The sequence below is a fragment of the Vibrio tarriae genome (genome assembly GCF_002216685.1).
GTDB classification, from domain to species: Bacteria; Pseudomonadota; Gammaproteobacteria; order Enterobacterales; family Vibrionaceae; genus Vibrio; species Vibrio tarriae.
Map to the genome: position 1 here is coordinate 522,208 of NZ_CP022353.1, position 21,514 is coordinate 543,721.

A 21,514-nucleotide genomic window follows, 5' to 3' on the forward strand; every position below is an offset into this window, starting at 1 on the left:
AGGGATGATTTTGTGGATTTTAAAATGCAAGAAATGACAGCAATGCAAGCGGCTTATTGGCTAGGGCGACAACACGATTGCTTGCTCGATGGTGTGGCCGCGCATCTCTACGCCGAATTTGATGGTCAAGCATTAAATCGACAGGCGCTAACGCAAGCAGTACGCGCGCTGTACGCGAAACATCCCATGTTACGTTTAGCGATCACCAAGGATGGACAGCAGAAGATCTTGCCGCTCTCAACTCTCCATCAGCTTAAAGTGGATGACCTATCACAATGGACGCCAGATGAGGTGGAGTCTTTTGTGCATACCAAGCGCCAGCGAATGACCCACCAGATGCTCGATTTAACGCAGGGAAACCCGATTGAGATCAGCTTGACTCTATTGCCTGAGGGCAAGCACCGATTACACATTGATGATGGGCGTTCAGTTGGTGGATTTCACGAAAGTACAAACGGTGTGGCAACTCATCGAGCAAGTGAAAAACAGCATTAACCAGTCGATGCCATACACAGATATTCTGATCGATCTGATTGAAGAAGGGCTCAAAGGTGTTGAGCATGAGACGGAAAGTCACATGTTTGAGGTCTTTATTCAACTGCATGCAAAAAATAAGCTGCACGGAGAGCTACCGTTGACAGAAGGGCATGCGATTCGCTTCCAACAAGTCGATCCCGATAAAAGTGAATCCGGCTTAGGTTTACAGTTTGAAATTTTAGAAGAGAGGGTCGATCAAGAGCAGACGTTGAGAGTCATGATGAGTTATATGTCGAAACACTATAGCCCAGCTCAAGTCGCTCTGCTGAACAAGGTAACCAGTGGCATGTTTGAGCGGTTTGCCGATTGCATTGCACAAGATATTGCATTGTCGACGCTGAAAAAGCAGGTGAGGCCGCTTGAAGATGAAGCTTGTCGCTCTCCGTCTATGGGGTAGTGTTTTTGTGTAGTGGATAGAGGGATTTGGGGGAAGTGGTCGAAGGGCGGTATTGGCACTCCCTTGCTGGAAATGCCTGAAGTGCCAGTCATGGCACTTCAGGACTTGTAGCTTGATGATTAAACTACATCTGCTTGTGCATCACATCGCCGATTTGAATACTGTAGGCGAGCTCAGGTTGATCCACGGTTAATTCCGCTTCGTGTTCGTATACACGAGACACGGTAAGCGTAATCTCACTTTGGGTGACTTTGTTACGCGGCAACCCTTGTTGGTCGATAAAGGCACCGGTGTGCCAAAGGCTAAGCTTGTCACCTTGTTTAACACCGTGAATACGACCGAGATCCATGGTGGCAGTGGTTCCAAATTTCGCCACAATTTGCGGTAACGTGATCTTGCAAGAAATTTCCGATTCAAGGTCGAGCATAATGTTGCGGCTCACACGCAGCATCATTTCACCATAAGTCGATGCCCAGAAACGTGCACTACGCGTATCAATTTGGCTGGTTTTAGGAAACGGCCAGCGTGCAACTTCACGGTAAGTGCGTGTCATCACTTCATTGCCTGTTTTGCCATCAAATACACTGATTTCCATCGCAAACTGGCGATTGATGATGTCATCTTGCAGCGTTTTTTGCTCTATGGTGGCGGTTAAATCAGTGATCATGCCGCCCATGATGTACTGGGCTCCAGCATCTTGCGCGATCATCTTGATCCGCTCCGGTGCTTTAGGGTCAATATCGTATTGTGTTGTGCCGACCGAGACAAAGCTGCGAGATTCTTGCTCTAAGCGACGATTAATCACCTGCGCAAAATCATCACCGACCTGATAGATCTGTCCCATCACTGCTTGCTGAGGCGAGACCAGATCAATATTGCCGATCAACATAGTTTTTTTGTACTGCTCAAGGTGGCAAGCCGTTGCCGATGGGTAAATATCAATGCGGGTGCGCACGTACATCACATTGTTAATCGCTTTGCGTTCTTCAATTAGGATGTAGCGTACTTCATGGTTAGCAAATAGGTATTCTCCACGTTCTGATTCCAACAGCGGCATCAAATTGCTGATGCTGCCAATATCTGCCCCGGCAAAATTTACCGCTTTATATAACGCATCTTCTAAGGCGTGTAAGCGAGCGACCTCTTCGGAAGAAACAATAGCGGCAGATCCTGTCACTTCATACCAAGCAGCGTGAGCCGATGGAAGTTGAAGTATCATCCAAAGTGCTGAAATTATAGATAAAATATTTTTTTTCATCGTAAGGTCCCAAGTGGGTATAAATTTTGCTTTTCAAATCCTAACTGATGTAGGCATTGCAATTCTGAATCAATAACAGTTTAAGAAAAGCAAGGAGCGTTCCAGTTTAATCGAGTGAGAAGCTGAAATGCGCGCCATAGTATATCTGGAGATGAAGAGAATGAAAAAATGGCTTTCCTTAGTACCCGTGGTTTTACTGACTTCGTGTGCATACGCCCCGATTTATAACGGTAAAGAGCCATACAATGGTTCACAGTTTATGTTGATGGAGAGTCCTCGTCACACATTGGATTTCTTTGTTGAGAGCATGACGGAAGATTTGATGCTATCGAATACCAGCATCACAGCTCGTACGCCGATCGCGGTAACCTCGTTTGTCGATCTGCAAAATATGGATAGCACTAACTGGTTGGGAAATTCGGTTTCTGAAGGATTTATTCACCAGTTTCAGCGTCGTGGATTCAAAGTGGTGGATTTTAAAACCACAGGCTCAATCCAAGTGACGCAACAAGGAGATTTTGCCTTTAGTCGTGATTGGAAAGATCTCTCGCAGCAGCAGGAAGTCCAATATGTGTTGACTGGCACTATGCTGCGCCAAGAGGGTGGGGTGATTGTGAATGCTCGTGTGGTAGGTATGCAATCACGGGTTGTGGTCGCAACAGCGCAAGGTTTCTTGCCAGCCGATCGTATCGGTAGAGATCTAGACACACTAAACAGTATTCGTACCCAGGATGGCGTGCTGATCCGTTCAGATCCAACGATGACTCAGCCGTACACCGTGATTTTACGTCCATAGGAGAACGATGATGAAATCTAGCTTACTACTCCTAGTGGCAGCCTTAGTGATGACGGGATGCCAACCCTTGCAAAGCATGCGTCCCGATGATTGGTTAACGGCGGTTGGCTATGCCAATATCAGCGAGCAGAGAGGGCGTGATGAGGCTGAGAAGCAAGTGCGTGCGATGCGTGCTTCTAAAATTGATGCTTACCGCGAGCTTGCTGAGCAGGTGTATGGTATGCGCATCAGTGGTCGTGCTGAGTTGCAAGATCAACGTCTTGGTACAGAACTGACGGCAGGTGCGGTCGATGGTGTGATTCGCGGTGCTGAAGTGGTACGCAGTTATAAGGTTGGTGATAGCTATGTCACTGAACTGAGACTTGATATTCGCAAGATGGACAAGATGCGTGATTACGGAGAAGTACAACAAGTCCCCGAAAAACGTCAAATGACTCTATTCTAGCTCTCACATCTTCATCTCCCAGAACGTAAAAAGCGGCAATGATTGCCGCTTTTTTGCTTGTTAAGTCTTACTCATTTGTTTGAGTGCTTCGCTTTAAGAAACTCTCTCATCATGCTTTGATATTGGTACCCAAGGTTGAAATAGTATGGGTTTTCCCGGTCGCACTGTAAGTCATACCAATCTTGCCATGGCTTTGTTGCATCAGGTTATTGAGTTTATTAAAGCTCAATTGCGCGCGGGCTAAAGCATCGCCATTAATCTGGTTGGCTTGCTGACAGTCCATGATGATACTGCGGATTTTACTCACCAACTCATTGAGATAAGCATCTTCAGTCAGGCTCGCGACATGTGGATGTTTCGCAATGCGTTGGTCAGTTTGCTGTAATTGATTGACTAAGGTGAGTTTCTGTTTTGCAATGGATTCGATATCCACAGAGATTCGGCTGGTGATCGCAACTTTCTCCGCTTCGAGTACGGTCACGAGTTCTTGCGCATTTTTCAGTTGAAACTCAACCAAGTTTTTTAATGCTGCCATCGCCAAATCGCCTATACATTACTTTTTGATCATCATTCTTTGCTCATCACTCTTTAGTCATAACAACATACTCGATGACGCGCGCTGGGGACACGTTAGGTTAGAAGCCGCCCAGTTCTTTTTCGAATTTGATCATGTTATCGGCCAGTTTTTCAGGGTCAACCACGTAAGAGCCGTTAGCAATCGCTTCTTTGATTGCGGCGACTTTTGCGCTGTCAAAACTGGGTCTTGAAGCCATTTCACTATGCATTTCGCCGATGGCTTTACTTTGTGAGCTCAGCGATACCGCATCCTGACCACTTGCCGATGAGCGTGATACCGCCCCGGATTGAGTGGAGGAGTTGCTGGCATCAGAAGAACGCACATTGGTGCGGCTGGTCGTGTTTAACGACTGTCCTGCGCGTATATTATCAATACCTGCCATAAATGAGCCTTTTCAATAAACTTTAACGTGTACTGTCAATATCGACCACACAGGTCGAAACTTTAGCGACTTTTTTAACCAAACAGAAAATCACTTGGCACCAGTTTTTCTGATAAGCAAGGTAAAGCTATCAAAACGCGACGGTGACCTCACCGACACCACTGACTTGCGCATCAATTATACGGTTAGATTTGTCATTTTTCACTTTTATCTGCTCTCCTAGAACACCATCGGACATCGCCGTCCCTTTGGTTGTGATCGACATACCAGATTTTCCTGCCACAATGACAACGCTTTCATTCCTACATACGATACAGACATCCTTCTGTTCAATCACATCACCCACTCGAATATTTTTTTTGATTTTTGCACCAATCACGTTTTCAGGAGTGGAAAAACCTTGCCGCCGGAAACGCAGCAGGTCTACCATACTTAACGTAACATCTTGTGCGGAAATCATTTGTCCCCGACTTAATGGGGTTGCCGCTGTGATGAGTGGGATAGTGATCGTCAGACGAACCGGCACATAAACACGCCAGTTATCCGGTTTGCACTCCACCAATACGGTGATGTTGGCCGCAGACCCATTGCTAGATGATGAATTGGTTGTGAGAGGTTCCGGACAATCGGTCGCGAATAAACGATCGTCTATATTGGCTGCATTGACCACCAACTCACCGCCAGCTGGCATATCTACCGTGCTCAGCACATGATTTTCGGCAGCTTCTTTTATCATTGAAAGCTGTTCCGGCGTGGCTGCATTGGTCGCTAGACTAAAGAAAAATAATAAAAAGCCGATAAAGCTATAAAATATTTCACAGAAAGCTCTACACTTAGTTATGAAATGCGAATGGAGATCGATCTTCGGATGCATTTTTCGTTTCTCTGGTTTCTTCATAGCCTGTAGTAGACTATCACTTTTTTTGGATAAAAGTTTGAGATGGAGATGAGCTTATGACGGGTATTCTTGATTCTGTGAATCAGCGTACGCAACTCGTCGGTCAAAACCGATTAGAACTATTAACTTTCCGTCTTAACGGCCGTCAGCGATACGGTATTAACGTTTTCAAAGTTAAAGAAGTCCTGCAATGTCCTAAATTGACCGCTATGCCTAACTTGCATCGTTTAGTTAAAGGGGTGGCACATATTCGTGGGCAAACAGTGTCTGTGATCGATCTAAGTCTTGCGATCGGTGGCCGCCCAACGGTGGATGTGGATAAAAGTTTCGTTGTGATTGCTGAATTTAACCGTACTATCCAAGCGTTTTTGGTGAGTTCGGTTGAACGTATCATCAACATGCGTTGGGAGGCGATCCTGCCGCCACCTGATGGTTCTGGTAAAGCGAACTATCTGACAGCTGTGACTAATATTGATAATGAACTGGTTGAAATTATCGACGTTGAGAAAATTTTGGCTGAGATTGCGCCAGTCAACGAAGCGATGACCAAAGATATCGGTCAAGAAATTGCCGAAGTTGAACAAGAAAAAGAGATTGTTCGCCGTATTTTGATTGCGGATGACTCCAGCGTGGCACGTAAACAAGTGCAACGCGCCATTGAATCCATCGGTTTCGAAGTCATTTCCACCAAAGATGGTAAAGATGCTTATGAAAAACTAATGGAGATGATTAAAGATGGCCCAATCCAAAATCAGATTTCATTAGTGATTTCCGATATTGAAATGCCCGAGATGGATGGTTATACCTTGACTGCGGAAATCCGCCGTCATAACGAGCTCAAAGATCTTTATGTTATTTTGCACTCTTCATTGAGTGGCGTGTTCAACCAAGCCATGGTTGAGAGAGTTGGGGCAAATGCGTTTATTGCAAAATTTAACCCTGATGAGCTTGGTAATGCGGTGAAAGCTGCGCTAGTTAAATAAAGAGAAATGAATGACTGCTATTACGATTAGCGACCAAGAGTATCGCGACTTTTGCCGATTTCTGGAATCTCAGTGCGGAATTGTACTGGGTGACAGCAAGCAGTATTTGGTGCGAAGCCGTCTAAGTCCACTCGTCACCAAATTCAAGTTAAGTTCGTTGTCTGACTTGTTGCGGGATGTCGTGACTGGGCGAAATCGCGATCTGCGCGTAGCAGCGGTTGACGCTATGACAACCAACGAAACCTTATGGTTTCGAGATTCCTATCCATTTACGGTTTTAGCTGACAAATTATTGCCTGAAATGGCGGCGAATAAGCGACCGATAAAAATTTGGTCAGCGGCCAGTTCATCAGGCCAAGAGCCGTATTCCATGGCGATGACAATTTTAGAGGTTCAGCAAAAACGTCCGGGATTGTTGCCGAGCGTGTCAATCACTGCTACCGATATTTCGGCCAGTATGTTAGACATGTGCCGAGCTGGGATTTATGACAACTTGGCTCTAGGCCGTGGTTTGTCTCCTGAGCGTCGTCGAGTATTTTTCGAAGATGCGGGCGATGGCCGAATGAAAATCAAAGATAACGTAAAGCGTTTGGTGAACTTCCGTCCACAAAACTTGATGGAAAGTTATTCCTTGTTGGGTAAGTTTGACATCATTTTTTGCCGTAACGTGCTGATCTATTTTTCACCAGATATGAAATCTAAGGTACTCAACCAGATGGCGGCAAGCCTGAATCCTGGCGGTTATTTGCTGTTGGGGGCATCCGAATCTCTGACTGGGCTCACCGACAAGTTTGAAATGGTGCGTTGTAATCCTGGCATCATCTATAAACTCAAATAAAAAATCAATCCATCTCATTTTGCCCAGTTTTTACTGGGCTTTTTATTTTAGATTCTAACGAACATGAACGAGCTCTTTCCCCCCCCACTGAACCGGTTTGGCGTGGAGTTTGCTATCTGTTATTCATCTTGCTACCAATGGCGTTTGTTTTAAAAGTTGGTACGCTAATTGCAAATTGATTTCAGCAATAACGGTCAGTTCTTATCGAAGAGGTAAACATGGCTATTTCTTTTGACAGAGCCCTAGGCATTCACCAGCACACGGTGGGCGTACGTGAGCGCAACTCTGAGGTGATTGCCACCAATATTGCGCAAGCCAATACGCCGGGATTTAAGGCAAAAGGAATGGACTTCCAGAAGGCATTGCAAGCGGCAAGTTCGGGGACAAGCATTAGCCTTAGTCGTACCGATGGTCGGCATATTCCTGCCTCTTCGATGGCTACTGGGGAAATTCTTTACCGCACACCGACACAACCAGATACGGGTGATGGCAACACGGTGGATGTCGATTTTGAGCGTAATATGTTTATGCAAAACCAAATCCGTCATCAAGCTTCTTTGGATTTCCTTGGTGGTAAATTTAAGAACTTAACCAAAGCGATTAAAGGGGAGTAGATAGATGAGCTTATTCAGCGTATTTAATGTCACAGGTTCTGCGATGAGCGCCGAGTCGGTTCGTCTCAATACCACCTCAAGTAACCTGGCCAATGCCGATAGTATTAGTAGTTCAGCGAAAGATACTTACAAAGCTCGTCATGCTGTGTTTGGCGCAGAGTTGAGTAAAGCGCGTTTTAACCGCGATCCGAATGTGCCGGTGAAGGTACTGGGAATTGTGGAAAGTGATAAACCGCTGGTCGCTGAATTTAATCCAGAACATCCACTTGCCAATGATGAAGGCTATATCTATAAGCCAAACGTCAATGTGATGGAGGAGATGGCGAATATGATTTCTGCTTCTCGTTCTTATCAAACCAACGTGCAAGTGGCGGATGCCAGTAAACAGATGCTGTTGCGTACGCTGCAGATGGGTCAATAAGGATAAGGAGTTAACGTATGGCCGGAATCAATAATGTTGGTCAAAGCGGCTTGTCCTATATTGATCAGCTTAAAGCTCTTCAAGAGCAGAAAAAGCCGGATGAAACCACAGGGCAGAAATCCCTGAAACAAGAAGACTTTCTTTCTTTGCTGACCAAGCAGTTAGCACAGCAAGATCCGTTCAAACCCGTGAGTAACGATCAGATGATTGCGCAGATGGCTTCATTCGCGACCGTTGATGGCATTGGCAAGATGAACACTCAGTTTGAGAGTCTCAACTCATCAATGACCTCTAACCAAGCGCTGCAAGCCTCATCACTGGTAGGGCGTGACGTGCTAGTGCCGGGAGCAGCAGGCATGAAAAAGCCTGAGGGCGGCATGGCGGCAATGGTGAAGTTGCCGCAATCGATCGATAACTTGTTTATCCGCATTGAGAACGAAGCTGGTCAATTGGTACGAACCTTTGATGTCGGCGCCAAATCTTCGGGCGATAACCGCGTTGAATGGGATGGAAAAGATCAGAGCGGTAATCCGTTGCCGGGTGGCAAATACAAAGTTAAAGCGTCTGGCTTGTTGGATGGAGAGAGCAAAGAATTTGAAGTCTCCACGTATGCGAACGTCAACAGCGTTTTGTTAGGCAAAGGCGATGGTAACGTACTACTCAATCTGGCTGGTTTTGATGCACCAGTTCGACTTGCTGAAGTACTTGAAGTAGGCAAAGCGTGATAGCGCTAGCTAGATAGGAGAATTACTTATGTCATATGTCTCTCTTAGTGGTTTATCCGCCGCGCAGATGGATTTAAATACCACCAGTAACAACATTGCGAACGCCAATACTTTTGGTTTTAAAGAGTCGCGTGCCGAATTTGGTGATGTGTATTCCACCTCACTCTTTACTAACGCGAAGACGACACCAGGGCAAGGTGTGCAAGCGGCCAAAGTGGCTCAACAGTTCCACGAAGGTTCGAGCATCTACACCAATAACCCATTGGATCTGCGTATTGCGGGTACCGGTTTCTTCGCTGTCGCGAAAGATCGCCTAGTTCCACAGCAAAATGAGCTGACTCGTAACGGCGCATTCCACTTGGACAAAAATAGCTTCATGGTCACAGCGAATGATGAGTTCCTGCTTGGTTATGAAGTAAACCCTGATACGGGTGATGTTTTATCTTATGAGCCAAAGCCAATTAATATTCCGCCGCAGTTTGGTAAGCCGAAACAAACCGCGAATATTGACTTAGGGGCAAACTTGCCTGCTAACGGTGATCTCAAAGATCCAGCGCTATTTGATATCACAGATCCTGAAACTTATAACCGTACTACCTCATCGACCATTTATGATTCTATGGGGCAACCTTATAAGTTAACGACGTATTACTTGAAAGATATGAATCAAGCTAATACATGGCAGACCTACTACACCGTCACTGACAAAACCGGTGAAAAGCCGATTAACGTTGTCGGTGGTGATGCGGCAAGTCCAACAGGCCACGTGGGACATACCATGCGTTTTAACAACGATGGTACTCTGGCGAGCCTAAACAACGGTCAACCGATTGTGACTGAACCGCTTGGGGGGGGAGCAAACCCTATCGATTTGAACGGGGCGGATGTGAATCAAACGTTGTCATTCAAATTAGATACGGTAACTCAGTTTGCCGCACCTTTTGAGCTGACCAAATTTGATCAGGATGGCGCGACCACTGGCTTCCTAACCAAAGTTGACTTTGACGAAAATGGTAGCGTACTTGCTACTTACTCGAACGGCATTAACACCACACTAGGCCGTGTTGCGCTGGTGCGTGTTGCTAACGAGCAAGGGCTGGACAAAAAAGGCGGCACTCAGTGGGATGCCACTCAGTTTTCGGGGGCGAAAATCTGGGGTGAATCGAATAAAGGTTCTTTTGGTTCGGTCAGTAATGGCTCACTAGAGCAGTCGAACATCGATATGACGCAAGAGCTGGTGGATTTGATTTCCGCTCAGCGTAACTTCCAAGCCAACTCACGTGCTTTGGAAGTACACAACGGATTGCAACAAAACATCCTGCAAATTCGTTAATCCTCTTCAACCCCATTAAGCGGCGGCAATGCGGCTTAATGGGGTTGCCTCTTTGCCCCCTTGCCGCGGCAAATACGCTTATCTCCTTCAGATTTCTCATCTATCAGCTTGTTCCATAAGGAATAATTAAGTTGGCATGTTGCTTGCTTTAACTGCTTTAACTAACGATTTGGGAGCAGATTATGGACCGCGCATTGTTTCTTGCCATGAGTGGCGCAAAACAAAACATGCAAGCGATGCAGCTACGGGCAAACAACCTCGCTAACGTCAGCACGACAGGTTTTCGTGCCGATTTAGCGCAAGCGCGTTCAATGCAAGCTTACGGTGAAGGCCTCCCAACTCGCGTTTTCAGTATGACTGAGCGTCCTGGGCATAACTTTGCCCAAGGCAGTGTGATCACGACAGGTCGCGATCTCGACATCACCATTCAAGGTGATGGCTGGATTTCTGTGCTGGATAAAACCGGCAAAGAGGGGCTGACTCGTAACGGCAACCTACGTATCGATGAAACAGGCCTGCTGCTTAACGGCAATGGGCATCCGGTTCTCGGTGAAACAGGCGCACCGATAACCTTGCCTGTGCCACTAACCAAAGTCGAAATTGGCGGTGATGGCACTATTTCTGTTCGCCCACAAGGTGCACCTGCCGATGCGATGGAAGTCGTGGATCGAATCAAGCTGGTTCGACTCAATGATCAGTCACTGTTTAAAGACGTGAATGGTTTATTTCGCGCGACGGATCCTAATACGCAGTTTGAGGCCGATGCTGGCGTAAAAATTCTCACGGGTGCCCTTGAAGGAAGCAACGTGAATGCGATTGGTGAAATGACCAGTCTTATCGACTTGCAACGTCAGTTTGAAATGCAAGTCAAGATGATGAGCACGGCGGAAGAGATGGACAAAGCTTCCGATTCACTGCTTCGCACGAGCTAATTTAAGGTAGGAGTTAGGTATGCAACCAGCACTATGGGTCAGTAAGACCGGCTTAGATGCCCAACAAACCAACATTGCAACGATTTCCAACAACCTTGCCAACGCCTCCACCATTGGCTTTAAAAAAGGGCGTGCGGTGTTTGAAGATCTGTTTTACCAAAACATTAACCAGCCGGGGGCACAATCCTCGCAAAACACTCGTTTGCCGAGTGGTTTGATGCTAGGGGCAGGCTCTAAGGTGGTGGCAACCCAAAAGGTACACACTCATGGTAACGCACAAACCACCTCCAACAGCTTGGACATGATGATTGAAGGCGACGGTTTTTTCCAAATTCTGATGCCGGATGGCAACATTGCCTATAGCCGTAATGGTCAGTTCACTCTGGATGATGAAGGCGCGATTGTGACCTCAGGCTCGGGCTATCGCTTACAGCCAGAGATCATCATTCCCGAAGATGCTATCTCCATCACGATTGGTAATGATGGTGAAGTATCGGTTCGTGTCCGTGGTCAGCAAGATAACCAAGTGCTCGGTCAGATCACTACGGTTGACTTTATTAACCCCGGCGGCTTAGAGCCCATTGGGCAAAACCTTTATCTACCAACGGGAGCCAGTGGTGAGCCACAAGAAGGAGTTCCAGGTTTGGATGGTTTGGGGGATGTGCGTCAATCCATGCTCGAAACCTCAAACGTGAATGTAACGGAAGAATTGGTCAACATGATTGAAGCGCAGCGCGTGTATGAAATGAACTCTAAAGTCATTTCTGCCGTCGATAAGATGATGAGCTTCGTTAACCAACAACTGTAATTACTAACTAAGAGATGGCCGAGATGAAACGTCTACTTGCTTCTAGCTTATTGATTCTGCTCTCTGGTTGTAGCTTGATGCAGCCACCAATTGAAACGGCTGAAACCATTCAAGGCACCACGACGGTAGATGCGGTTGAAGGTGACAAATCTGAGAGTAACTCAGGTTTAACCGATGCATTGCGTAACCGTACCGATCCGGTTGCGGGCGATCCTGCATGGGCACCGATCCATCCGAAAGCTAAGCCTGAGCACTATGCGGCGGAAACAGGCTCGCTGTTTAATTTGGCGAGCGGTAACAGCTTGTATGACGACTCAAAACCGCGCGGTGTCGGTGACATTATTACCGTGACCTTAAATGAGAGTACCAAAGCCGCCAAAAGTGCCGATGCGGATTTGAATAAGAAAAATGATGCCTCAATGGATCCGCTGGCGGTCGGTGGCAAAGATTTGACCATCGGGGATTACAATTTCTCTTACGCGCTGAAAAACGACAATAAGTTTTCAGGGAGCGCGGCGGCTAACCAAAGTAACAGCATGTCAGGCTCGATTACGGTGGAAGTGATTGAAGTGCTAGCGAACGGTAACTTAGTGATCCGAGGGGAAAAATGGCTCACTCTGAATACGGGAGATGAGTACATTCGTTTGAGTGGCACCATTCGTCCGGATGATATCGACTTCGACAATACGATTGCTTCTAACCGTATTTCCAATGCGCGAATTCAATATTCTGGCACAGGAACCAACCAAGATATGCAAGAACCTGGATTCTTGGCACGATTTTTTAATGTCTCTTTGTAAGTCGAGCCGCTGGGTTAGTTTATTGACAGCATAGTGAACGGTGAGGCCTTTTGGCCTCATCGTTGTTTTAGAGAGTAAGGTACATCCGCCATGAGAAAATTCACGATTTTATTGATGTTGCTGCTGGCTTCCAGTGCGCAAGCTGCACGGATCAAAGATGTCGCGCAGGTTGCGGGAGTTCGTAACAACCAACTGGTCGGATACGGCTTGGTCACCGGTTTGCCGGGGACTGGTGAATCCACACCTTTTACCGATCAAAGCTTTAACGCCATGCTGCAAAACTTCGGCATTCAATTGCCTCCCGGCACCAAGCCAAAAACTAAAAACGTTGCCGCCGTGATCGTCACTGCCGATCTGCCCGCGTTTTCTAAGCAAGGTCAAACCATCGATGTCACTGTTTCTTCGATTGGTTCGGCAAAAAGTTTACGTGGCGGCACCTTGATGCAAACCTTCATGAAAGGTTTGGATGGACAAGTTTACGCGGTGGCACAAGGTAACTTAGTGGTGAGTGGTTTCAGTGCGACGGGGGCCGATGGTTCAAAAATTGTCGGCAACAACCCAACTGTGGGGATGATTTCCAGTGGCGCGATTGTTGAGCGTGAAGTCCCCAACCCATTTGGTCGTGGCGATTACATTACCTTTAACCTGTTTGAATCCGATTTCACAACCGCGCAGCGTTTAGCCGATGCTGTGAACCAGTTCTTAGGGCCTCAAATGGCTTCGGCGGTGGATGCGGCCTCAATCAAAGTACGTGCTCCGCGCGATCTCAGCCAGCGTGTTGCCTTCCTCTCTGCGATTGAGAACCTTGAATTCAATCCAGCAGACAGTGCGGCAAAAATTATTGTTAACTCACGCACCGGCACTATCGTTGTTGGGCAGAATGTGCGCCTCAAACCAGCCGCGGTTACTCACGGTGGGATGACGGTAGCGATTAAAGAGAATCTTAATGTCAGCCAGCCTAATGCACTAGGTGGTGGGCAAACGGTTGTCACTCCGGATTCCAGTATCGAAGTGACAGAGAAACAGGGCAAAATGTTTAAGTTAGAGCCGGGTGTCACTCTGGATGATCTGGTCCGTGCTGTCAACGAGGTGGGTGCAGCCCCTTCTGATTTAATGGCGATTTTGCAAGCGCTGAAACAAGCGGGCGCGATTGAAGGCCAACTGATCATTATTTAAGGAGCCAGCCATGATTAATAATCCCAATGACATTGGCTTTATCCAAGATATTGCAGGTCTAGATAAATTGCGCCAAAAGGCAATTAATGGCGATGAAGGTTCAGAACAATCTGCTCTGACGGCGGCAGCCCGCCAGTTTGAGTCGATCTTTACCTCGATGATGCTCAAGTCAATGCGTGATGCGAACAGCGATTTTAAATCAGACATGTTCGGGAGTCAGACTGAAGATACCTACCGACAAATGCTCGATGAGCAGATGGCGAGTGAATTTAGTTCCTCTGGTTCTCTGGGATTGGCCGATATGATTGTTGCCCAACTTTCAACCGGACAAACTCCGGCAGACAAAAAAGGCGATGATGGTTTCCAAGAAGCCATGCGCCGTGTGGAACATGCCCGTAAAACGGCCAGTGAGCGCAGTAATGAAGACTTGGTGGCGGCGGTGTATCCGCTGCGTAAAACACAAGCGGTTCAATCGACACAGTTTGATTCTCGTCAGTCGTTTGTCTCCAAACTCAAACCTTATGCGGATAAAGCGGCGCGTATGCTCGGGGTCGATTCTTCCTTGTTGATTGCTCAAGCAGCACTAGAAACAGGCTGGGGGCAAAAAATGGTGAAAAATGCCCGCGGTAACAGCAATAACCTCTTTAATATCAAAGCGGATCGCAGCTGGCAGGGTGATAAAGTCGCGACCCAAACTTTGGAATATCACAACAATGTTCCGGTGGTGGAGAAAGCCGCGTTTCGCTCTTATGCGAGCTTTGATGACAGCTTTAACGACTATGTTCGCTTCTTGGAAAACAACCCACGTTATACCAATGCGTTGGATCATGGAGGGAACAGTGAACGCTTTATCCACGGTATCCACCGTGCCGGATACGCGACAGACCCGCAATACGCCGACAAGGTGCTGCGCGTAAAAGCGCAAATCGATCAAATGAACCTGCTATAAATCGCCCGCCGGAATATTTCCGGCGGCACTCTTTCGCACTCGCTATTTTCCAACTTACTAATCCTAACTTGCTATTTTTATTAGAGTAAATTGAGATTAATTAATCTGGCATGCATATTGCTAATACTGTTTAGATTCAGTGAATTTTACTGATTAATATCGGTTTTCGGGGGCAGTATGGCGTCTGATCTTCTGAATGTGGGTACGCAAAGCGTACTGACGGCTCAGAGACAACTCAATACCACAGGTCATAACATTTCCAATGTTAATACAGAGGGTTACAGCCGTCAGTCTGTGATCCAAGGGACCAATGCGCCTCGCCAATACGGCGGTGAAACCTATGGTATGGGTGTGCATGTGGAAAATGTTCGCCGCTCGTGGGATCAATTTGCCGTTAAAGAGCTGAATATTGCCTCTACCGATTTTGCCTTTAAGCGGGATACCGAAGAAAACCTCGATATGCTGTCTAAGCTGCTTTCCTCTGTGGCTTCGAAGAAAATTCCTGAGAACCTCAATGAGTGGTTTGATTCAGTAAAAAGTTTGGCCGATTCGCCCAATGATCTGGGTGCCCGTAAAGTGGTGCTCGAAAAAGCCAAGCTCATTTCACAAAACCTGAATGACTTCCATGAGACGGTTCGTTTACAAAAAGACATTACCAATAAAGGCTTAGCCCTTGGCGTAGAACGCATCAACCAACTGGCGTTGGAAATTCGTGATTTGCAGCGTTTGATGATGCGTGTACCTGGACCGCATAACGACCTGATGGACAAGCATGAAAAGCTGGTGTCCGAATTGTCGCAATACACCAAAGTTACGGTCACGCAAAGAAAACATGGTGAAGGCTTCAACATTCATATCGGCAACGGCCACACTTTGGTTTCCGGTACTGAAGCCAGCCAGCTGAAAGTGATTGATGGTTTTCCTGATACCCAGCAACACCGTTTAGCCATGGTGGAAGGCAAGGCGCTCAAAGCCATCTCCGCACGTGATATTGGCGGCAAGATGGAAGCCATTTTGGATATGCGTGATGAGCACATTCCATACCTGATGGATGAAGTCGGTCGTCTCGCGGTCTCCTTTTCTCATGAAGTGAATACCTTGCAAGCCCAAGGCTTAGACCTGCGCGGCAAGGTAGGCAGTGCTCTGTTTACCGATGTTAACTTGGATGTTCTGGCCCGTTCGCGTGTGGTAACCAACAGTAATTCTAAAGCCGATATGGCGGTATTTATTGAAGATGTCAGCCAACTCAAAGGTGGCGAGTACTCCATGCAGTACAACGGCAGTGAATTTGTGGTGACTTTGCCTTCAGGCCAACAAACCGTGTTGCCAGTGGTCAAAGGCAATGTGTATGTCGATGGCTTACGCGTGGAAGTGCGCAATCCGCCACAAGTCGGGGAGCGAATTTTGGTGCGCCCAACTCGTAACGGTGCGGCAGATATACGTTTAGCGACAGAAGATGCGACAAAAATTGCCGCACAGAGCTTTGAAGCGTCGACCACCTTTGCTCAAGGCAAAGCGAAATTTAAGATTTTGCAAGCGGGGGATGTTCGCGAATTTGAAGTGATTGTTTCGCCAACCGGCGATCAATTCGCGGTGACCGATACCAAAGGCAATATTTTACTTCAGCCTCAGCCTTATCCGCCGACTGGGCCTGTGACCGTATTGGGCACCACCTTTGAGCTGACGGAAGGCGCTTTGCCTAATGACAAATTCACGGCAAACCTTGTCCCTTCAGAAGGGGACAACGGCAACCTACGTAAAATGATCAACATTCAAACCGCCAAACGGATGAATGATAACGAGTCCACCATCATCGATCTTTACCACAACCTCAACACGGATGTGGGGCTAAAAATGGCCACCATGACGCGTTTGACCGATGTGGCAAGACTGGAGAAAGAGGCGGCGCAATCGCGCATCGCTTCGATTTCCGGCGTGAACCTCGATGAAGAAGCCGCCAACATGATGAAGTTCCAGCAAGCGTATATGGCTTCCTCACGCATCATTCAGGCATCGAACGATACTTTCAACACCATTTTGGCGTTGCGATAGGGAGATGGGTAAATGTTAAACCGAATCTCTAGCTTCCATAACTACCAAGCGGTTCAGAACGACATCCGTCGTCAGGAATCGAAAGTGTTTAATAACCAAGCGCAATTGGCGTCTGGTAAAAAGCTGTTGTCAGCGAGTGATAACCCGCTGGCGACGCACTACATCCAAAACGTTGGGCAACAAGAAGAGCAACTGCGTCAGTACTTAGATGCGATAGTGTTAGTGCGCAACCGCCTTGAGCATCAAGAAGTCATCATTTCCAATACCGAAGAGTTTTCTGACTCCGCAAAGCGCACTGTGATGGAGATGATCAACGGTTCATTGTCACCAGAAGATCGGGTGGCGCGTGCGCGCGTGTTGCAAGAAATGGCCAATAACTTTATTAACCTCGCCAACGTACAAGATGAATCCGGCAACTATATTTTTGCCGGTACCAAACCCAAAAATCAGCCCTTCTTTCGTGATAACCAAGGCAATGTGACCTACGCGGGGGATGATTATCAGCGCAAAATGAAGATCTCCAACAGCTTGGAAATACCATTTAATAATCCAGGCAGCAAAGTGTTTATGGAGATCCCGAATCCTTTTGGCAGCTATGAGCCCAACTATGCGCTGCAAGAGGGTTCCGAGCTGCTCTTAGAGCGGGCAGTTAACCTCAATCCCGATGATACTTCGTCCTATCGCGTAACCTTTGTCGATATGCCTGAAGGCAAAAATGGCTATCAGTTAGAGCGTAACGGCAGCGTAGTGCAAGCGGGAGAGTTTGATGCGAAAACCGGCATCCAGTTTGAAGAGCTGAACATCCAGCTAAAAGGGCAAATCAGCAAAGGGGATGCGATTGAGCTGACGCCTCGCACCACGTTTAGCGTGTTTGATACTTTCCGTGATGCGATTCGCTACGCCGAAGGTTCGGTATCGGATGCTTCGAATACGGCCAAACTGCATCAGTTAGTTGAAGAATTTCATACCGCCTTTATCCATCTCAACAAAACCAGAACGGATATTGGTGCTCGCTTGAGTACGCTCGATATTCAGGAAGAGCAGCACGAAGATTTCAAAATCAGCCTCGCGAAATCCAAAAGTACCTTTGAGGATCTGGATTACGCAGAAGCCGTGATTGATTTCAACGAGAACTCGCGTGCCCTTGAGGCATCGCAGAAAGCATTTGGTAAAACCAAAGATCTCACCCTTTTTAACTACATCTAGCCTTCAATGCCATATGTGCTTAAGCCATATGAGCGAAGTGAGTTGAGTGAAAAAGTGGCGCGGAAGTTGCTAATACAACATTAAGCCTTGGTGAAAAGTTGTACAGGGTAACCAAAGCGGCAAGTAAGCGGCAAAATTGATTGCCGCCAACAAGAATCGGCAACTCTGAGTGGCTGATTGAATTAGATAGACAATGTAACTCATTGAAAATAAGTGATGTATAGCAGTGGGTGCCAAAGAAAATAAAGTTGGCACGCTAATTGAATAAAGTACATCAGAGTTGTTGTAACCGGTTTTTAAATCTGCCTTTGGGCCGATTTGGCAAGTTATTCACGGTCAGTGCTTCCAAAAGAGACCAAAGCTGACCGCTTCGCAAATGAGCTTGCGAACTCGATAGGAGAGCAAACTATGACCATTAACGTAAATACCAACGTGTCGGCGATGACCGCACAACGTTATCTGACTAAGGCGACGGGAGATCTTAACACCTCCATGGAACGCCTCTCATCAGGTAATCGCATTAACAGTGCAAAAGATGACGCGGCAGGCCTGCAGATTTCAAACCGTTTAACGGCGCAATCTCGTGGTTTGGATGTGGCAATGCGTAACGCCAACGATGGTATTTCGATTGCTCAAACCGCTGAAGGTGCGATGAATGAATCCACCAGTATTTTGCAGCGTATGCGTGACCTCGCCTTACAATCGGCGAACGGCACCAACTCTGATTCAGAGCGCCAAGCTTTGGATGAAGAGTCAAGAGCACTGCAAGACGAATTAAACCGTATCGCAGAAACCACCTCATTTGGTGGCCGTAAGCTGCTGAACGGCTCATTTGGTGAAGCCTCGTTCCAAATCGGTTCTAGCTCGGGTGAAGCGATCATCATGGGACTGACCAGCGTACGTGCGGACGATTTCCGCATGGGTGGCCAATCTTTTGTCTCAGAACAAGCGAAAACCAAAGAGTGGGGCGTACCACCTACCGCTCGTGACCTGAAGTTTGAATTCACCAAGAAAGATGGTGAGGCCGTGGTGCTCGACATCATGGCCAAAGATGGTGATGACATTGAAGAGTTGGCCACTTACATCAACGGTCAAACGGATCTGTTCAAAGCTTCCGTTGACGAAGAAGGCAAACTGCAGATTTTTGTTGCTGAGCCGAATGTTCAAGGTAACTTCAATATTTCCGGTGGATTGGCAACCGAGCTTGGCCTCAATGGTGGTCCAGGTGTGAAAACCACAGTACAAGACATTGATATTACCAGTGTTGGTGGTTCACAGAATGCCGTGGGTATTATCGATGCCGCATTAAAATACGTGGATTCGCAACGAGCAGACCTCGGTGCGAAACAGAACCGGCTCAGTCACAGCATCAGTAACCTGTCGAACATTCAGGAGAACGTGGAAGCGTCGAAAAGTCGGATTAAAGATACGGATTTTGCGAAGGAAACAACGCAACTTACCAAATCTCAGATTCTGCAACAGGCAGGGACTTCAATTCTTGCCCAAGCGAAACAGTTGCCAAACTCTGCAATCTCGTTATTGCAGTAGTTCCCGGTACCTTCATTAATGAGCTCAGACGTGGGTATGTAATGAAGGGACTTTGGCAAAGTATGGTTATGGAATGTTAGGCGAGCTCTCTCACTCAAAACTGCTCATCTAGCCCAACATAATCATGCGCCCTTAACGGTTAGCCGAAATGTGTTCATTTCTCTTGATCTCCACATTGGCGATGGCTACCACCCAATAGCCCCAGTTCTCTCAAAGGAAAAGGGGCTTTTCTTTTTTCTGCGTTTCACCATCACTGAGCCTCCTCCAACGCCCTTGTCGCCTAAAGCATGCACCATGCTTGCAAAGCTTCATTCACTCAAGTTGCTCTCTTTATTTAAGCTGATGATATTCACTCATGTGCTCCACTCGCGACGCCAAAGCATTTTGACTTTTAAGCGTAAGCCTTTGATACAACAATGAAGCCTGAAAAATCCCCGGCTGCTGTGGGTAAAACTTGAGCCTAACCGCCAGATATTTTTGTGATTTGTGCGAGAACTCTCAAGGTTCACTCATTTCAGAGTATTTATAGCGAAAACCCATCTTTTTACTAAAGGATTCATTCAGCGAGTCGCTAATAGAAGTAACTTTGAGAGAACTGCTTGGTTTTCCGAGACGTCGGAGACCGTTTGTGAGTTCCGCTACGTCGGAAAATCAATAGGAGATACCACTATGGCGGTGAATGTAAACACCAATGTGTCAGCAATGACAGCACAACGGTACTTGACGAGTGCAACTAACGCACAACAATCGTCAATGGAACGTCTATCTTCAGGATACAAAATTAACAGCGCAAAAGACGATGCGGCCGGTCTGCAAATCTCTAACCGCTTGAACGTGCAAAGCCGAGGTTTAGGTGTCGCCGTTCGTAACGCCAACGATGGTATTTCGATGGCGCAAACAGCGGAAGGGGCAATGAAAGAGACCACTAACATCCTGCAACGTATGCGTGATCTCTCCTTGCAATCAGCTAACGGTTCAAACTCAAAAGCTGACCGTGTTGCGATTCAAGAAGAAATTACCGCGTTGAATGATGAGCTTAATCGTGTGGCCGAAACCACCTCTTTCGGTGGTAATAAGCTGCTCAACGGTACATTCGCGACCAAGTCATTCCAGATTGGTGCGGATAACGGTGAAGCGGTGATGCTTAACATCAAAGACATGCGCAGTGATAACACTTTGATGGGGGGTAAAACCTATCAAGCGGCTAACGGCAAAGACAAAAGTTGGGGCGTGGAAACGGGTAAAACCGATCTGACCATCACTCTGAAAGACAAACGCGAAGGCGATGTCACCATTTCAATCAACGCGAAAGAAGGGGATGATATCGAAGAGCTGGCGACTTACATCAACGGTCAAACCGATATGATTAAAGCATCGGTGGATGAAGAAGGTAAGTTACAGTTATTCACCGATAACAACCGAATCGATGGTGCAGCGACTTTTGGCGGCTCACTCGCGAGTGAGTTAGGCATCGGTGCTGCAAAAGATGTCACCGTCGATACTCTGGATGTGACCTCTGTAGGTGGTGCGCAAGAGAGTGTGGCGATTGTCGATGCTGCCTTGAAATATGTGGATAGCCATCGTGCTGAACTCGGTGCATTCCAAAACCGATTCAACCACGCTATCAACAACTTAGATAACATTAACGAAAACGTGAATGCGTCTAAGAGCCGGATCAAAGATACAGACTTTGCCAAAGAAACGACTGCACTGACCAAGGCGCAGATCCTTTCTCAAGCATCAAGTTCTGTTCTCGCACAAGCCAAGCAGGCACCCAACTCAGCACTGGCTCTTCTAGGCTAGTTCGAGTTGATAGGAAAAAACCCAGCTGCAGCTGGG

Annotated in this window: 22 protein-coding genes and 1 pseudogene; 19 read left to right on the forward strand and 4 right to left on the reverse strand. The window is 47.1% G+C overall.

Translation table 11 applies throughout. The features are described 5' to 3' along the window. Nucleotides 1–24: 24 nt before the first annotated feature. The gene (locus tag CEQ48_RS20595; protein ID WP_373419684.1) at nt 25–495 is read left to right on the forward strand and encodes a condensation domain-containing protein; all 471 of its coding nucleotides are present in this window, start codon (nt 25–27) and stop codon (nt 493–495) included. Continuing rightward, nucleotides 407–934, forward strand: a pseudogene (locus CEQ48_RS07900) (hypothetical protein); the annotation flags it as partial. The gene CEQ48_RS20595 and the pseudogene CEQ48_RS07900, both read left to right, overlap by 89 nt. A gap of 124 nt (nt 935–1,058) precedes the next feature. Here the strand turns inward: CEQ48_RS07900 and CEQ48_RS07905 are convergent. Next, nucleotides 1,059–2,192, reverse strand: a complete 1,134-nt coding sequence (locus CEQ48_RS07905) for a flagellar assembly protein FlgT (RefSeq protein WP_089070859.1) — start codon at nt 2,190–2,192, stop codon at nt 1,059–1,061. 160 nt (nt 2,193–2,352) lie between these two features. Between CEQ48_RS07905 and CEQ48_RS07910 the strand changes: the two genes are divergently transcribed. Both CEQ48_RS07910 and flgP read left to right on the forward strand, forming a co-directional pair. Further along, nucleotides 2,353–2,988, forward strand: a complete 636-nt coding sequence (locus CEQ48_RS07910) for a FlgO family outer membrane protein (protein WP_089070860.1) — start codon at nt 2,353–2,355, stop codon at nt 2,986–2,988. A gap of 7 nt (nt 2,989–2,995) precedes the next feature. Beyond that, nucleotides 2,996–3,433 (forward strand): flagellar assembly lipoprotein FlgP, encoded by a 438-nt coding sequence (flgP, locus tag CEQ48_RS07915; RefSeq protein WP_001885771.1) that lies wholly within the window; start codon nt 2,996–2,998, stop codon nt 3,431–3,433. Nucleotides 3,434–3,542: 109 nt separating this feature from the next. Here flgP and CEQ48_RS07920 read toward each other — a convergent pair whose 3' ends face one another. The 3 genes from CEQ48_RS07920 to flgA form a co-directional block, all read right to left on the reverse strand. Next, the gene (locus CEQ48_RS07920) at nt 3,543–3,968 is read right to left on the reverse strand and encodes a flagella synthesis protein FlgN (RefSeq protein ID WP_198301234.1); all 426 of its coding nucleotides are present in this window, start codon (nt 3,966–3,968) and stop codon (nt 3,543–3,545) included. A 100-nt stretch (nt 3,969–4,068) separates the two neighbouring features. Next, nucleotides 4,069–4,392: a flagellar biosynthesis anti-sigma factor FlgM gene (flgM, locus tag CEQ48_RS07925; protein ID WP_000907265.1), complete on the reverse strand. Its 324-nt coding sequence runs from the start codon at nt 4,390–4,392 to the stop codon at nt 4,069–4,071. 130 nt (nt 4,393–4,522) lie between these two features. Next, complete coding sequence (flgA, locus tag CEQ48_RS07930; protein ID WP_089070862.1) at nt 4,523–5,290, reverse strand: flagellar basal body P-ring formation chaperone FlgA; 768 nt, start codon at nt 5,288–5,290, stop codon at nt 4,523–4,525. 56 nt (nt 5,291–5,346) lie between these two features. Here flgA and CEQ48_RS07935 point away from each other — a divergent pair, with 56 nt between their 5' ends. The 15 genes from CEQ48_RS07935 (at nt 5,347) to flaC (ending at nt 21,478) form a co-directional block, all read left to right on the forward strand. Then, a complete protein-coding gene (locus CEQ48_RS07935; protein ID WP_089070863.1) occupies nt 5,347–6,273 on the forward strand; it encodes a chemotaxis protein CheV in 927 nt (308 codons plus the stop codon). A gap of 10 nt (nt 6,274–6,283) precedes the next feature. Beyond that, a complete protein-coding gene (locus tag CEQ48_RS07940) occupies nt 6,284–7,111 on the forward strand; it encodes a protein-glutamate O-methyltransferase (RefSeq protein ID WP_089070864.1) in 828 nt (275 codons plus the stop codon). A 218-nt stretch (nt 7,112–7,329) separates the two neighbouring features. Next, entirely contained in the window at nt 7,330–7,725 is a 396-nt protein-coding gene (gene flgB / locus CEQ48_RS07945; RefSeq protein WP_089070865.1) for a flagellar basal body rod protein FlgB, read from the forward strand. 4 nt (nt 7,726–7,729) lie between these two features. Continuing rightward, nucleotides 7,730–8,146 (forward strand): flagellar basal body rod protein FlgC, encoded by a 417-nt coding sequence (gene flgC, locus CEQ48_RS07950; protein WP_000051919.1) that lies wholly within the window; start codon nt 7,730–7,732, stop codon nt 8,144–8,146. A 17-nt stretch (nt 8,147–8,163) separates the two neighbouring features. Continuing rightward, nucleotides 8,164–8,871: a flagellar hook assembly protein FlgD gene (gene flgD, locus CEQ48_RS07955; protein WP_089070866.1), complete on the forward strand. Its 708-nt coding sequence runs from the start codon at nt 8,164–8,166 to the stop codon at nt 8,869–8,871. A 28-nt stretch (nt 8,872–8,899) separates the two neighbouring features. Further along, entirely contained in the window at nt 8,900–10,204 is a 1,305-nt protein-coding gene (flgE, locus tag CEQ48_RS07960; RefSeq protein ID WP_089070867.1) for a flagellar hook protein FlgE, read from the forward strand. Nucleotides 10,205–10,386: 182 nt separating this feature from the next. Next, on the forward strand, nt 10,387–11,136 hold the full coding sequence (gene flgF / locus CEQ48_RS07965) for a flagellar basal-body rod protein FlgF (RefSeq protein WP_019829710.1): 750 nt from the start codon (nt 10,387–10,389) through the stop codon (nt 11,134–11,136). A gap of 19 nt (nt 11,137–11,155) precedes the next feature. Next, nucleotides 11,156–11,944, forward strand: a complete 789-nt coding sequence (gene flgG, locus CEQ48_RS07970) for a flagellar basal-body rod protein FlgG (protein WP_055032141.1) — start codon at nt 11,156–11,158, stop codon at nt 11,942–11,944. Between the two features lie 23 nt (nt 11,945–11,967). After that, the gene (gene flgH / locus CEQ48_RS07975) at nt 11,968–12,744 is read left to right on the forward strand and encodes a flagellar basal body L-ring protein FlgH (protein WP_181710659.1); all 777 of its coding nucleotides are present in this window, start codon (nt 11,968–11,970) and stop codon (nt 12,742–12,744) included. 90 nt (nt 12,745–12,834) lie between these two features. After that, nucleotides 12,835–13,920, forward strand: coding sequence for a flagellar basal body P-ring protein FlgI (locus CEQ48_RS07980; RefSeq protein WP_001887666.1), 1,086 nt, complete (start codon nt 12,835–12,837; stop codon nt 13,918–13,920). Nucleotides 13,921–13,930: 10 nt separating this feature from the next. Then, a complete protein-coding gene (gene flgJ, locus CEQ48_RS07985) occupies nt 13,931–14,869 on the forward strand; it encodes a flagellar assembly peptidoglycan hydrolase FlgJ (RefSeq protein ID WP_089070869.1) in 939 nt (312 codons plus the stop codon). Between the two features lie 177 nt (nt 14,870–15,046). Beyond that, a complete protein-coding gene (flgK, locus tag CEQ48_RS07990; protein ID WP_089070870.1) occupies nt 15,047–16,921 on the forward strand; it encodes a flagellar hook-associated protein FlgK in 1,875 nt (624 codons plus the stop codon). A gap of 12 nt (nt 16,922–16,933) precedes the next feature. Further along, on the forward strand, nt 16,934–18,127 hold the full coding sequence (gene flgL / locus CEQ48_RS07995) for a flagellar hook-associated protein FlgL (protein WP_001887670.1): 1,194 nt from the start codon (nt 16,934–16,936) through the stop codon (nt 18,125–18,127). A gap of 408 nt (nt 18,128–18,535) precedes the next feature. Then, nucleotides 18,536–19,675: a flagellin A gene (flaA, locus tag CEQ48_RS08000; RefSeq protein ID WP_089070871.1), complete on the forward strand. Its 1,140-nt coding sequence runs from the start codon at nt 18,536–18,538 to the stop codon at nt 19,673–19,675. A gap of 669 nt (nt 19,676–20,344) precedes the next feature. Next, nucleotides 20,345–21,478 (forward strand): flagellin C, encoded by a 1,134-nt coding sequence (gene flaC, locus CEQ48_RS08005; protein WP_089070872.1) that lies wholly within the window; start codon nt 20,345–20,347, stop codon nt 21,476–21,478. The last annotated feature ends 36 nt before the right edge of the window (nt 21,479–21,514 follow it).

Coding starts and splice junctions, on each gene's coding strand:
- CEQ48_RS20595 (WP_373419684.1), top strand. CDS start 25: ATGCAAGAAATGACAGCAATGCAAGCGGCTTATTGGCTAGGGCGACAA.
- CEQ48_RS07905 (WP_089070859.1), bottom strand. CDS start 2,192: ATGAAAAAAAATATTTTATCTATAATTTCAGCACTTTGGATGATACTT.
- CEQ48_RS07910 (WP_089070860.1), top strand. CDS start 2,353: ATGAAAAAATGGCTTTCCTTAGTACCCGTGGTTTTACTGACTTCGTGT.
- flgP (WP_001885771.1), top strand. CDS start 2,996: ATGATGAAATCTAGCTTACTACTCCTAGTGGCAGCCTTAGTGATGACG.
- CEQ48_RS07920 (WP_198301234.1), bottom strand. CDS start 3,968: ATGGCAGCATTAAAAAACTTGGTTGAGTTTCAACTGAAAAATGCGCAA.
- flgM (WP_000907265.1), bottom strand. CDS start 4,392: ATGGCAGGTATTGATAATATACGCGCAGGACAGTCGTTAAACACGACC.
- flgA (WP_089070862.1), bottom strand. CDS start 5,290: ATGAAGAAACCAGAGAAACGAAAAATGCATCCGAAGATCGATCTCCAT.
- CEQ48_RS07935 (WP_089070863.1), top strand. CDS start 5,347: ATGACGGGTATTCTTGATTCTGTGAATCAGCGTACGCAACTCGTCGGT.
- CEQ48_RS07940 (WP_089070864.1), top strand. CDS start 6,284: ATGACTGCTATTACGATTAGCGACCAAGAGTATCGCGACTTTTGCCGA.
- flgB (WP_089070865.1), top strand. CDS start 7,330: ATGGCTATTTCTTTTGACAGAGCCCTAGGCATTCACCAGCACACGGTG.
- flgC (WP_000051919.1), top strand. CDS start 7,730: ATGAGCTTATTCAGCGTATTTAATGTCACAGGTTCTGCGATGAGCGCC.
- flgD (WP_089070866.1), top strand. CDS start 8,164: ATGGCCGGAATCAATAATGTTGGTCAAAGCGGCTTGTCCTATATTGAT.
- flgE (WP_089070867.1), top strand. CDS start 8,900: ATGTCATATGTCTCTCTTAGTGGTTTATCCGCCGCGCAGATGGATTTA.
- flgF (WP_019829710.1), top strand. CDS start 10,387: ATGGACCGCGCATTGTTTCTTGCCATGAGTGGCGCAAAACAAAACATG.
- flgG (WP_055032141.1), top strand. CDS start 11,156: ATGCAACCAGCACTATGGGTCAGTAAGACCGGCTTAGATGCCCAACAA.
- flgH (WP_181710659.1), top strand. CDS start 11,968: ATGAAACGTCTACTTGCTTCTAGCTTATTGATTCTGCTCTCTGGTTGT.
- CEQ48_RS07980 (WP_001887666.1), top strand. CDS start 12,835: ATGAGAAAATTCACGATTTTATTGATGTTGCTGCTGGCTTCCAGTGCG.
- flgJ (WP_089070869.1), top strand. CDS start 13,931: ATGATTAATAATCCCAATGACATTGGCTTTATCCAAGATATTGCAGGT.
- flgK (WP_089070870.1), top strand. CDS start 15,047: ATGGCGTCTGATCTTCTGAATGTGGGTACGCAAAGCGTACTGACGGCT.
- flgL (WP_001887670.1), top strand. CDS start 16,934: ATGTTAAACCGAATCTCTAGCTTCCATAACTACCAAGCGGTTCAGAAC.
- flaA (WP_089070871.1), top strand. CDS start 18,536: ATGACCATTAACGTAAATACCAACGTGTCGGCGATGACCGCACAACGT.
- flaC (WP_089070872.1), top strand. CDS start 20,345: ATGGCGGTGAATGTAAACACCAATGTGTCAGCAATGACAGCACAACGG.